Origin of the sequence: Mucilaginibacter psychrotolerans, assembly GCF_004519315.1 — a bacterium.
Classification (GTDB): Bacteria; Bacteroidota; Bacteroidia; order Sphingobacteriales; family Sphingobacteriaceae; genus Mucilaginibacter; species Mucilaginibacter psychrotolerans.
In genome coordinates this window covers 1-12,266 of record NZ_SOZE01000011.1, presented here as the reverse complement: position 1 = coordinate 12,266, position 12,266 = coordinate 1, and the positions used below count along the sequence as shown (strand labels likewise).

The 12,266-nt window shown below is 42.5% G+C and carries 12 protein-coding genes; 7 read left to right on the top strand and 5 right to left on the bottom strand.

The features are described 5' to 3' along the window. Nucleotides 1-47 precede the first annotated feature (47 nt). Both E2R66_RS12365 and E2R66_RS12360 read right to left on the bottom strand, forming a co-directional pair. Nucleotides 48-875 (bottom strand): hypothetical protein, encoded by an 828-nt coding sequence (locus tag E2R66_RS12365; protein WP_133231377.1) that lies wholly within the window; start codon nt 873-875, stop codon nt 48-50. 1,128 nt (nt 876-2,003) lie between these two features. Then, the gene (locus E2R66_RS12360; protein WP_240049312.1) at nt 2,004-3,542 is read right to left on the bottom strand and encodes a TROVE domain-containing protein; all 1,539 of its coding nucleotides are present in this window, start codon (nt 3,540-3,542) and stop codon (nt 2,004-2,006) included. A 167-nt stretch (nt 3,543-3,709) separates the two neighbouring features. Between E2R66_RS12360 and E2R66_RS12355 the strand changes: the two genes are divergently transcribed. From E2R66_RS12355 to E2R66_RS12325, 7 genes are all read left to right on the top strand, one after another. After that, the gene (locus tag E2R66_RS12355; protein ID WP_133231379.1) at nt 3,710-4,762 is read left to right on the top strand and encodes a serine hydrolase domain-containing protein; all 1,053 of its coding nucleotides are present in this window, start codon (nt 3,710-3,712) and stop codon (nt 4,760-4,762) included. Nucleotides 4,763-4,824: 62 nt separating this feature from the next. After that, entirely contained in the window at nt 4,825-5,007 is a 183-nt protein-coding gene (locus E2R66_RS12350) for a hypothetical protein (RefSeq protein ID WP_133231381.1), read from the top strand. Between the two features lie 341 nt (nt 5,008-5,348). Continuing rightward, on the top strand, nt 5,349-5,558 hold the full coding sequence (locus E2R66_RS12345; RefSeq protein WP_133231383.1) for a hypothetical protein: 210 nt from the start codon (nt 5,349-5,351) through the stop codon (nt 5,556-5,558). Between the two features lie 444 nt (nt 5,559-6,002). After that, nucleotides 6,003-6,599, top strand: a complete 597-nt coding sequence (locus E2R66_RS12340) for a TetR/AcrR family transcriptional regulator (protein ID WP_240049311.1) — start codon at nt 6,003-6,005, stop codon at nt 6,597-6,599. A 45-nt stretch (nt 6,600-6,644) separates the two neighbouring features. Further along, complete coding sequence (locus E2R66_RS12335) at nt 6,645-7,460, top strand: SDR family NAD(P)-dependent oxidoreductase (RefSeq protein WP_133231387.1); 816 nt, start codon at nt 6,645-6,647, stop codon at nt 7,458-7,460. A 22-nt stretch (nt 7,461-7,482) separates the two neighbouring features. Then, complete coding sequence (locus E2R66_RS12330; RefSeq protein WP_133231389.1) at nt 7,483-8,250, top strand: SDR family oxidoreductase; 768 nt, start codon at nt 7,483-7,485, stop codon at nt 8,248-8,250. A 40-nt stretch (nt 8,251-8,290) separates the two neighbouring features. After that, complete coding sequence (locus E2R66_RS12325; RefSeq protein ID WP_133231391.1) at nt 8,291-9,295, top strand: NADP-dependent oxidoreductase; 1,005 nt, start codon at nt 8,291-8,293, stop codon at nt 9,293-9,295. Between the two features lie 600 nt (nt 9,296-9,895). Here the strand turns inward: E2R66_RS12325 and E2R66_RS12320 are convergent. The 3 genes from E2R66_RS12320 to E2R66_RS12310 all read right to left on the bottom strand — a co-directional run bounded on the left by E2R66_RS12320 (nt 9,896) and on the right by E2R66_RS12310 (nt 12,116). After that, the gene (locus E2R66_RS12320; protein ID WP_133231393.1) at nt 9,896-10,549 is read right to left on the bottom strand and encodes a dioxygenase family protein; all 654 of its coding nucleotides are present in this window, start codon (nt 10,547-10,549) and stop codon (nt 9,896-9,898) included. 246 nt (nt 10,550-10,795) lie between these two features. Then, the gene (locus tag E2R66_RS12315) at nt 10,796-11,578 is read right to left on the bottom strand and encodes a hypothetical protein (RefSeq protein ID WP_133231395.1); all 783 of its coding nucleotides are present in this window, start codon (nt 11,576-11,578) and stop codon (nt 10,796-10,798) included. Between the two features lie 25 nt (nt 11,579-11,603). Beyond that, nucleotides 11,604-12,116, bottom strand: a complete 513-nt coding sequence (locus tag E2R66_RS12310) for a hypothetical protein (protein ID WP_133231397.1) — start codon at nt 12,114-12,116, stop codon at nt 11,604-11,606. Between the last annotated feature and the right edge of the window lie 150 nt (nt 12,117-12,266).

The window sequence follows — 12,266 nt, the reverse complement described above, 5'->3', positions numbered from 1 at the left end:
CGATTCAAAAAACAATTAATTGGTTTTTGAACTTTGTCTTTCATAGACTATTGCATATTCAAGAATCCAAAATCAACTTCACCCGAAGCAAACTTTATAGTATTAAGCGCAAACGTGTTAATAATACTTACAAAATGGGAAAATGCAATTTCTTTTGGCTGCAAATGATTATCGTTAAAATCATCTTTAACTACCTTAAAATGCCGTTGAAAAATATCTTTGGCTTTCGACTTAATTTCGTTGAGGGTGTCTGTATTTATAATTGTTCCCTGATGAGCTATAATATTTCTTAAGACTGAAATCATTTCAAAATAATTGCCCCATGTTGTTGTTAAGTCGATATTTAGAGGGCTATTTAAGTAGCGAGAATAATCGGGAACCTTATGTTTTAGAAATTCAATTAGATGGCGATTGTTTTTTGAATCGATTGGAAGCCCGAATAAACTGAGTTGTTCTTTTATTTTATTTTGAATATTGTCAGCTGCTTTTTTACTACTGCTGGGGGCTTTTTCCGCAGGGAAATAAATTATCCAAAGAGCATCAATAAGCAACAATTCTAAAGCATTGTAGCTTTTCAAAACGGCTAAGTTGCGTATCCAAGCAAAGAAATTTAACCGCTGTTGGTCTAATTCGCTTTTGCGTATCATGCGTGTTAGAGGGTTCATTTTTAGATAACCAGCTGCCATCGGTATATCCCAATCATATACTGCAAATCCCGCCTCATAAATTTCGTCGCCTATATCAGTACGTTGCTGGAAATTTACAATCGACGTGCTAACGAAACCCGTCCAAAAATTCAAGTCAACATCCACATTGAAAATGATGGTTTTGTATTTTTCAAAGGCAACAACGATTTCGGATTTTTGGTCAATCATAATTTAATTTGGTTAAAGTAATATACGTATTATTAGCTTGATATTGGCTCCATTAATAAATTCATCACCAGGTTTACGGCACCTTTAAAACAAGAGCAAAAATTGCCTGCGTGTTTTGGTATTTGCGTGACAGGCGAAGTAACCCAGGCTTACGGCATCCTGTTTTTTCTTAATAAAAGGGCAACAACCAACCTGTGACGTTTTTTTTCCTAAACTACTTCCGGAACTAACCGCTGGCCGGAGTTGAACCGACGTTTCCCCGACATTATCGGAGCGTTCTAACCGATGTATCACCAGGTTTACGGCACCTTTAAGCCCCCTAACCCCCTGAAGGGGGAACAATAGTTTGCAAATCAAAAGCTCCCCCTTTAGGGGGCTGGGGGGCATAGGGTAACAGGCAATAAGTGCGACAGGCCTTGCGGCATTCCTGCTCTGACCAACTGAGCTACACCAACCTTCGCAAAAAGCGAGAAGCTCATGGTTGGATTCGAACCAACGACCCGGACGTTAACATCGAAGTAACACTTATTTACGACACCTTTTTATTTTCAATTCCTTTAAAAAGAAGGGCGAAAAGCAACAAGTGGCTTTTGCCTGCGTTGTACCATCTCAACTATCCTTGCGGAACCGGGCTCGAACCGGTGTCTCAGTTTTGGATTGCGAAGTAACACTTGTTTACGGCACCTTTTGCCCCCTAACCCCCTGAAGGGGGGATTTTGAATATCGAACACTGAACTCCGAATACTGAATGTCGAAGTTTTTTTACTTCATCATTCATTATTCAATATTCGGTGTTGGATATTTCTTTCCTGCTCCCCCTTCAGTGGGCTGGGGGGCTTAATAAAGAGCAACAGGCGAGAGTGGGATATTTGTAAGGAGTTGAACCTTATACGGCTTGCGCCGCACTGACCACAGCATTTCTAATTTGGGCGAAGTAACCCACCTCTAACGGCATCTTTAAGCCCCCTAACCCCCTGAAGGGGGAATTTGCTTTAGGTTGAATAATATCGAACACTGAACTCCGAATACTGAATGTCGAAGTTTTTTTTACTTCATCATTCATTATTCAATATTCGGTGTTCGATATTACTTTCGAGCTCCCCCTTCAGGGGGCCGGGGGGCTCGCGTTTATAGCTCCATGTTATTTATAGCGTTCAGCGCGGTGCCTCCGGCTTCTAAGGCAGCTAGTGCCTCGAAAACCTTATCGCTCCAGCCGGCTACCAGGTACACGCCGTTGTTCAGTACCTGCAATGGTGCCTGGCCGTAACCCTTCAGGTCGAACAGGTAGAGCCTTGCTTCCGGCGCAACCTCTGCTTTGTAACGCACCCATAGGGTTTGTATATCGTCGGCAGTTTGGCGGCTGTTCCATAGCTGGCAGTCGGTAAACAGCATTACCTTATCCATTTTTACGCAGCGCTGCAATAGGTCTTTAACAACCAGGTAGCCATTGGTGGAGTAACCCACCCCGCCCTCGCGTCGGTATAACTCCTGCACGTTGCCCAGTATATGGCTGTTTGGCACCATGATGGTTTTCCAGGTATCGCCGAACATGCCCACCTCCACGTTTTTGCAGCGGCTCTGCAGCAGCATGGCGAGCATCAGGCCCACATCGTACAGCAATATCTTGCTGTTGGCCGATACAGGTGTTTGCATGGAACCCGATACGTCGCAAGCCAGCAGCACGCTTGTTGCAGGGCCGAAGCCTTTGATGTTGGCGGCACTTGCCTGTACGGCTTTTTCCAAAACATCCAGCAACTGGCCGGTGTAGCCTTTATTGCCTACAGCCTTATTATCGGCCAGCAACTCGCGGTAGGCCGCCAGGTAACGGAAGGGGAACTGCTTTGCGCGGGCCACTTCATCCGCATCGGCCAAACGTGCGCATACTTTTTCGAAGTGCGCGTAGCTTACGCCGGCCTGCTGTATGTTGCGCAGGTTACGCAGCAGGGCCATGTAACCCAGCTTACCGCTGTCGATCAGTTCTTCCCACTTGCTGCGGAATGCCATGGCTTTGGCTTCGGCATTATCATAATTTAGCTGACCTATGGCCGATAGCTCGGTTTCCCAGGTGTATGGCGTTTGCAAAGTGCCGTTCACTATTTTATCGAATATCTGCTGCTGCACATGGCTCGCCGCTTTTGGGTGCACCAAAAACAAGGCATCACGCAGCTTGATGCTGCTATCGCGGTTGTACTTGGCAAACTGGTACTCATCAAACCGGTTAAACGCTGCCGACAGACCCTTTTGCATCTGCTTGCTAAGGCGGTTCAGCTTTTTGGTGCCGGTACGCGTGTTGAGCTGTTGGTAACAGGCCAGCAGTTCGGTAATCTCGTCGGCACGGTTTACCACGCCTTCGGTAACGCGGGCCACCAGGCCATCGCCGCGGTGCAGGTGCGCCAGTTCGGTAGTCAACACCAATGGCACCGAGCGCATGTACATTTTGGTTCGGGCGTACACCGCCAGCTTACCTACAAATGTTGGGTTGCATTGCGCAATCAACTCGCGCAGGCGGACTAGTCGGGTTTGGTCTTTTTCGTAAAAAGAGTCATTTAAGCTCCAGGTAACCACGGCGGCGTATAGTTCCATTTCGGGGCTTAGCTGGTAGGCTTTGGCACCCTCGTGGTTTACCGTTCGGTTATTGAATTTGCTTAACAGGTTGAATTTCATCATTTACTCCTTTCTTTTTTTGTTGATACAAAGGAATAGTGCTACTGCGCAGTGTATTTGCGCAGTAGGAAAAAATTTGATTTTTTTTTTAATAATTGAGGGAGTTACGATTTTGGGGTATGTTTACGGGCAAAACAGCGTAAACCTTGGCCATGCTTCCGCCTACTTATATGAAATTAACACTCTTTGCCTTATTGTTACTCATTTCCAATTGTATCTACGCGCAAACTATCGATAAGCAAAAACTTGATGATTATTTGAATTGTATCGAAAGCAGTAATTTGGGCATTGGTAGTATATCTATTTTTAATGCCGGTAAAGAGGTCTACAGTAAAGACTTCGGCCAGAAAAATTTAAGCAACGGAGGCGGTGGCCAGGCCAATCAATACCACGTTGGCTCGGTGACTAAGATGTTTACCGCAACGCTCATCTTTAAATTGATTGAAGACGGACAATTTAAGCTGGACGATAAACTGGCAGCGTTTTACCCCGAAATACCGAACGCACAAAAAATAACCATCAAAAATTTATTGGGGCATACCAGCGGGCTGGGCAGTTATGTGGTAAAAGACGGCGAAGTATGGGTAACGGAAAAAGTAACAGAGAAAGCAATTCTTGATTTGATCATTAAACAGGGGGTAAGCTTTGAGCCGGGTGAAAAAGTAGATTATTCTAACACGGGCTATTACTTGCTCGCAAAAATCATTGAGAAAAAGTACAAAAAACCTTATCACGAACTCATCAATAAGCTTATTGTAAAACCGCTTAAATTAAAGAGCCTGGCATCCATCAAATCGAATCCTCAACATGTGTATGCGCCTTACGAATACGTAAATAAGAGCTGGAGCGAAAAGAAGGACCTGGATTTCCTGAATGTGATTGGCGTTGGCGACATCGTCTCCACACCCAAAGAACTCAATATTTTCAACGAAAACCTGTTTCGCGGCAAAATCATCAAAACGGAGTCATTGCAGATGATGATGCCCATTGTGGGAAAAGAAACCTGGGGGAGGGGTATGGCCATTTGCGACTTTGATGGGATTACGTTTTATGGGCATGGCGGAGATACTTTAGGGTCTCATACTGTGTTGATATACAACCCGGAAGCTGATATTTCTATTGCCTATGCTACAAATGGAGAACGCATCGTTAAAGAAGATTTTATAAAGAACATCATTTACGTTATTTACAATAAACCATTTCAATTGCCGGTGGTAAAATAAGTTTTTTATCATTGTGCTATTCATTTGGTGCATGATGATTTCAGTTTAAATAACATCAACATATGGAAAAGAAAAAATCAATATCATTTACATTGGGCATCGTAGCAGTCATTTTAGGTGTGGTGTTATTTAAGCACTTCGATTTTAAAAATTTAAGATTCCAGCAACCCGCTTTAGACATTGTTTACCTGATTACCTTTATTATTTCAATTTATATTTTGGGCAGGAGCTCCAGAGGTAAATAAAAGCGCGTAAGAGTTGGTACAACACGGAGCAGGGCTTTTAACAAATCCGCAAAGCGAAAATTAAAAAAGAGTCTTTAAGTTCGATAGCTTAATTGGCCCAAACCATTTATGAAATATCTGCCCTATGATGATTTTTACATCACAACCGCGTTAAGCCCTGCGAAGTAGAAGAACGTTTGCAAAAGGAAGCAGAGCCACCGAAGCGTTTCAGTTTTAAGGATTTGTTCAAGCAATCGTCTCAATATTATTTTTCGGGGCAGGTCGGGCTCGGTAAATTTGATATTGTGCCGGTAATACAGGGCCGTAACTCCTTTCGAATTTATAAATGTAATTGACGTGTTATGACAACAATAACAGATACGGAAGTTAAAAGAAAGGGATTGAGTGCACTATTAGATGCCTTGGGCGAAGTTGATGCAGAACGCTTTATAATCTTGCTGAACCGGGATCCTTTAGATTATACTTTATGGCAGCGAAGTGCTTTTGAAGGCATGGATGTAGCCCAAATTAGCGCCCAGGCCATGAATCTGCGAAATAAAGGAAATGGCTGATAGGAATTATTAGAATTAGGACTTGGCGTAGCGGGAAGTGAGGTTCGAGTCCTTTCTTCCGCACTTAAAAGTAAAAGCCTTCAAAGTCATTGATTTTGAAGGCTTTTTTAATTGTACCCTTCATTTAACGTTTTATTTTTATTTAAATTACGGTATATTAAACATTTATCGGTTCGAGTTCAATTACCTTTGAAATAAGCTTGCCAACGATAGAAGGGAATATACTTTTTATTCCTTACTATGTACACTCTTGGGTATCGATAAATATTTTTCACAAATACAAAATGCAATACTTATTTCTATTAGCTCTTTTAAAATCAAATTGTTTTCTATAATTAAGCTTGTAAAGACATGGGATCAACCTTAAATAAACATTGTTGTGTAAAATATACTAAAAAGTTTAATTAATTATACTTTTTAGTATATTTTTGTGCAGTTAAACTCATGAGTATGCTTACCAAAGCGGAAAGAACAAAACAATTTATTTTGGAAACAGCGGCTCCTATCTTTAATCAGAAAGGGATATCCGGCGCTAATATAGACGACGTGCTTGCTGCTACTAAACTGACTAAAGGATGCCTTTACGGTCATTTTGAAGGTAAGGAGGACCTGGCCTTACAGGTTGTTGAACATATGCTGAATGCTAACGGCGAGAAAATGTTGTTGACCATCAGTAAGGGTAAAACAGCCAAGGCTAAGGTATTTGCTTTTCTCGATTTTTATAAGGATCCTTTGAACACTTACCTTAAGGGCGGATGCCCTATATTTAATATCGCAGTGGAATCTGATGATAACTTTCCGGCGATAAAGGAAAAGATTGCGGGTGTAATTCGCCATGGCCAGGAATTGTTTGTCAGCATTTTGAATCAGGGTATTGAGAACGGTGAATTTTCTAACAAACTTGATCCTGCTGTTTACGCTTTTAAGGCAGTAGCTGCCGTTGAAGGTGCCGTTGTGATGTGCAAGGCCATGAATACTTCAAAACCCATGGCAAGTTTGCTCAATAGTCTCAAGTCGGAATTAGAGGGCTATGCGCTCTGATTTTTTTTAACGTAAAATATACTAAAAAGTCTAAAATAAAAAATCATGGAATTAAAGAAACAAACGGTATTAGTCACCGGTGCCTCATCGGGCATCGGGCTGCTTGTTGCCGGCAAGCTACACGAAAATGGCTACCAGGTAATCGGCACAAGCCGGAACCCGGAAAAGCATCAGGCAAGATTGCCATTTAAGTTACTGCCATTGGACTTGAATGTTGACCATTCTATAGCCTCTTTTGGCAAGCATTTGTTCAGCGAGATTAAAACATTAGATGTGCTGATCAATAACGCGGGTTACCTAGTCAACGGACTTGCCGAAGAAACCCCCATTGAGTTAGGCAAACAGCAGTTTGAGACTAACTTTTGGGGAACCATCAAATTAACCAACGAGTTGCTGCCCTATTTCAGGAAGCAAAAACATGGAAAAATTATTACCATCGGTTCTCTCCTTGGTTTAGTGAGCCTTCCATACGTTTCCTATTACGCGGCGTCCAAACATGCCCTCGAAGGCTATTTTAAGGCGCTCCGGTTTGAATTGAACCAATTTAACATCAAAGTGGTAATGGTTGAGCCAATGAGTTTTAAAACTAATATCGGTGAAAGCGGAACTGTGGCAACTGGGAAAAATATCGCAGATTACGATCCGTTCAGAAAAAAAGTTGTTGCGTACACCCAACAGACATTTGAAAAGGCACCCGAGCCTGCACCTGTTATCGATGCTTTGCTGCGGGCGGTAAGAGAAAAAAATCCAACGTTTGGCTTCCCTGTCGGAAAAGGCTCATCGATCATACTGCTGCTGCAACATTTCGCCTATAAGCTGTTCGAAAAATCTATTCTGAAGTCGGTTAACGCATCGAAATAACATTCACATTAAAGAGCATATCATGCAATTAAAAGGAAAAACAGTATTGATCACGGGTGGTGCATCGGGTATAGGGCTGGAAGCAGCAAAACAATTTTTAATCAACGGCGCCCATGTGATCATTACCGGCAGGAACCGGGCAAAATTAGATGAAGCAAGGAAGCTGTACCCGGCAATTACGGCCATTAAAAGTGATGTATCGGACGCCAACGATACGAAAAAGCTTTTCAACCAGGTACAGCAATTGGGCGGGATAGATATTTTGTACAATAACGCTGGTGTGTTAACCGACCCGACTAACCTGGGAATAGCAAACGACCGGCATTTTGAAGACGCGGCTTATGAAATAAACGTCAACTACCTCGGGGTGATCCGGCTTAATAACCTGTTCATGGATATGCTGAAGTCAAGGAATGAAAGTGCGATTATCAATACCACGTCCATACTCAGCTATGTACCTTCATTACTGGAAGCCACTTATTCAGCATCCAAAGTTGCATTGCGGTTTTATACAGAAACGTTGAGAAAGCACCTGCAAATTTTGAACAGCAACGTAAAAGTATTCGAACTATTACCACCTGTTGTGGCTACCAAAATGACCGCTGAGCGGAAGGGCAAAAAAATGACTACGGAAGGTTTGGTGATAGCACTTATTCGAGGTTTGAAGAAAGATCAGCTTACGATCAGGGTTGGCGATACCAAAGCGCTTTATATCCTCAACAGGCTTTTCCCAAAAGTGGCCTTCGGATTGGTTAATCCTAAGCAAAGTCACGCGGTGATAGCATCATAAAATCATTACAATACTAAAAGTAATAAAAAAACTAAAAATCATGCGGGCATTCATCGTAAAAAGCTACGGCAAAAAAGAAAAATTACAGCTGACCGAATTGCCGGAACCAGCTTTAAAGGAAAATGAGGTATTGGTACAAATATACTCAGCAGGTGTCAATTTGTTGGATTCGCTTATCAGAAACGGCGATTTCAAACTGTTTTTACCCTACAAGCCACCATTTATAACCGGCCATGATATGGCAGGTGTAGTATCTAAAGTTGGGGCAAAAGTCAGCAAATACAAAATTGGTGATGAGGTATTTTCTAGAGTGGGCGATCACCGCATCGGTACTTTTGCAGAACATATCGCGGTTAGTGAAGGCGACTTAGCCTTAAAGCCTAAAAGTTTGACTATGGATGAAGCTGCCTCTATTCCATTGGTTGGCTTAACCGCATGGCAAGCGCTTGTCGAGATTGGCAATATAAAGAAAGGTCAGAAGGTTTTCATTCAGGCGGGTTCCGGTGGTGTGGGGACATTCGCTATCCAGTTGGCCAAACATTTAGGTGCTTATGTTGCCACCACGACAAGTGCTGCCAATGCTGATTGGGTTAAAAAACTCGGTGCAGACCTCGTCATTGACTACAAAACACAGGATTTTGAAACTCTGTTGAAAGATTATGATTTGGTTATACACAGTAATCGTGATGCCAAAATCCTCGAAAAATCATTCCATATCCTGAAAGCAGGCGGGCAGCTGATTTCGTTGGTCGGACCACCTACGCCGGAATTTGCAGCGGAGATCGGCTTGCCCTGGTATCTAAAATTGGTGACAAAGCTTCTGAGTTCCGGCGCAAAGAAAAAAGCAAAAAAAGCAAATGCGACCTTTCGCTTCTTATTTATGAGGGCAGAAGGCAATCAACTTTCAAAAATTACAGCATTAATAGAAGCAGGGGTTATTAAACCGGTGATCGATAAATTATTTGCGTTTGAGCAAACCAACGATGCATTGGCTTATGTGGAATCTGGCCGCGCAAAAGGAAAAGTGGTCATTAAAGTTAAATAATGAATGTGTGAGTGACTATCCCTGCTATCACAGTTGCAAAACAAGGGATAGTAGGTTATAAATTAAAGACATAAGTATTTTACCACTTTATGTTTAAACCGCCACATTAATCGGCTAAACATTGAACTTACTACTTTAGGTGGTTAGGGGAACGGAGAGGTTCCCGGTTCGAGCCCGGGTTACCCTACAATTTATTAAGGAAATATAGCTCAATGGTTAGAGCAACACCCTTATACAGTGACGGTTAATCCCCCTGGCCCCCTGAAGGGGGAATCGAATAAGATATAAATCCGGCTCCCCCTTCAGGGCGCTGGGGGGCTTAATTTTAGGCTAATATTTTCCTATGGTGCAACGGTAGCACGCCTAATTTGGTTCAGGAGATTGTGGTTCGAATCCATGCAGGAAAGCGGGGACACAAAGAGGAGATTAACTGCGCCAAGCTGGTAGGGGAGGGTGTGTAGTATTGTAAAGATATTTCTGGATTTTGTTTGGCGACCTGTTTAATATCGAACGCCGAATTCTGAATATCCAATAATGAAGTAAAAAAAACTTCGATGTTGGGCGTTCGGAGTTCGATATTCGATGTTTTTTTTGTGCCGCCTATGCTATCGCAATAGTGTATTTAGCCACCATTTTACCAGTATCATCTTGCGAAACCTGCATAACCAGCGTATCGCGGCGGTGCGTGTCTTTATCGCCCCGCAGTTCAAAATCCTGCGCCATGGTAACGGGGTTTGGGCCTTTGGGGTACAGCGGGCTTTGGAAAACTTTATTCTCCACTTCTTTGGGGAAAAAGAAGTTTGTAGTGAGCGTGCTCTTGCCCTCAACGCGCACTTTGGCGTGCAAATGCGTAAGGCGGCCATTGTACCAACCCGGGAACACCGCATCAAAACGGCAATTGCCCTGCTTATCCGTTACCTGGTAGCCCCTTAGCCAGGTTTCGCCTAATGTTTTTTCCTGCTGATAATCGGAGTAGTGGCCGTTGTTGTCGCATTGCCATATATTTACAATAGCGCCTGCAAGGGGTTTGCAATCGCTATCCTCTACCTTAAAAAGGTAAGTAATAGGCAGTCCTTCTTTATGCTCGGCAATGTTGATGCGGTTGAGCTTTTCGTCTTTATAGTAAGGGCCTTCGGGTATGGGCGGGGTTATAGGGTCGCCGCAGTAGGTAATGATGGCGGCTTTTTTCGACGACGATAACATGGTGCCCAAAAACGTTAGCCCTAAAGCGGAGAGGAAATTTGCTCTTTTCATATGGGTAATCAGCCAGTTAAATTGGGTAGCGCAATTTAAGCATGTTTGCAGGAAAATAGGATATAAAGGCCGGATATAAATTTGCGTTTTTGATTTTGAGCGCACAGTAGGAGGAAGTTTCAAGTAAAATTATTGCGCAAATTTGAAACATTATACTCATGGATTTTTTCACACTAAAATTATGCGACAAACCTATCACCAGCAGAAATGGCATTGATAGGTTTGTCGCATATGAATGATAAAGCCTTATTCCCTAACGTCATCAGATATGTAGTCAAAGTATAATTGGTCTTTATGCTCTCCTTTGGCTGTTTCTGGCGTAAATAAATCCAAGGTGCTTAAACCTCTCTGCTTGAAAATCGGTGGTAAAAATATCCTTGTTTTTATCCCTTTAACTTTAAATAGCGGTGTGAGGCCTTGGCTTGAAACGATTTGCGTATCCATTCCTTTAGAAAAAACAGATGCGAACTCGAATTTAGCGTCGGCAATATCAAGTTTAGCTGCGTCGATATTAGCGGATGCCTTAAGTTCGATTTTTCCGTTTACGCTATTGGATATTAGTATGGTAGCACTTTCTGCCTTTACCAATTCGGTAATGATTACCCAGTTTTTGTTCCATTTGCCGTCCCTGTAAAGTTGTAAAACCGACTCTCCTAACTTAATGGTATCTTTAATCAGGTTGGTCCGGGTTTGTTTAGCTTTGAAGAGGACAGCGTTTTCGTGACCAAATTCTACGATGAAACCAGCATCTGCATCTCCAAGCACGCTGCCCTGTGGCGATGCTTTTCCCGAAAATTTTGTAGTAACAGAAACAGACCCTTTGGATGAATAATCCAGGTCATCAGCCGTATCGTCTTCCCGTATATCGAACTGTATATGGAAATCTTCCAAGCTGGCAACCCTTGTAAAAACATTGTCATTTAAGATGCCGATATCCCCTAACAGGAACGGGGTACCGGGAAGCCAGGTTGCGATAAAACCGAAGTTCTTTTTCAGTTCGTCTGTATATTGTTCTTGTGGTCCTTTCATTTGAGTAGTTTTATTGATGATTAAATTATAACGTTTTTGCAATTTCCGCTACCATATAACCAAACGCATAGGGTACGGAAAAATCTCTTGTAGGTGTGGGGTTATATGAATGGTCGAAACCTAATTTGTGTGACCATTCATGGGCAAAATGGCCAGCTAATTCATAGAGTTCCGCCCGGTAAAACCACCATGTATAGGTGTTAATTTCTTTTTGCCCGGGCATACCAAAACCGATAGCCGGATGTAGAATGAAAAATGGCGGTTTTCTTTTTTTAACCAACACCAGAATAAGATCCGCCGTAAAATTAATACCCGCAGCGTAATGTTCTTCGCCCGCATATAATTTCTCAAACACCTGTTGGTTTGAAAGCCCCTGGTTGTCTTCGAACTTGTTGCCCAGTACGCATGAGAAATTAACGATTTCTGATTTTAATCTTTCAGTATTCATTGCCGCCTCAAATAGGCTCAATGCTTTTTGCAGCTTCTCCAGATCACTGAACTGGTAGCCATCATGCGATAGTAAGTTTACTTTAAACATTTTCTTTGGAATAAGGAGTTGTGTTATTTATGCGAATCAAGAGTTAAATATTAGGTAAATAAAGGCAGCGGCAATTTTGCCAAAGACATGTACAAGCAAGCCCTTTGTTGACCTTACTTTGTTGGCTCTCTGGATGTCGGTTTTTTCGAT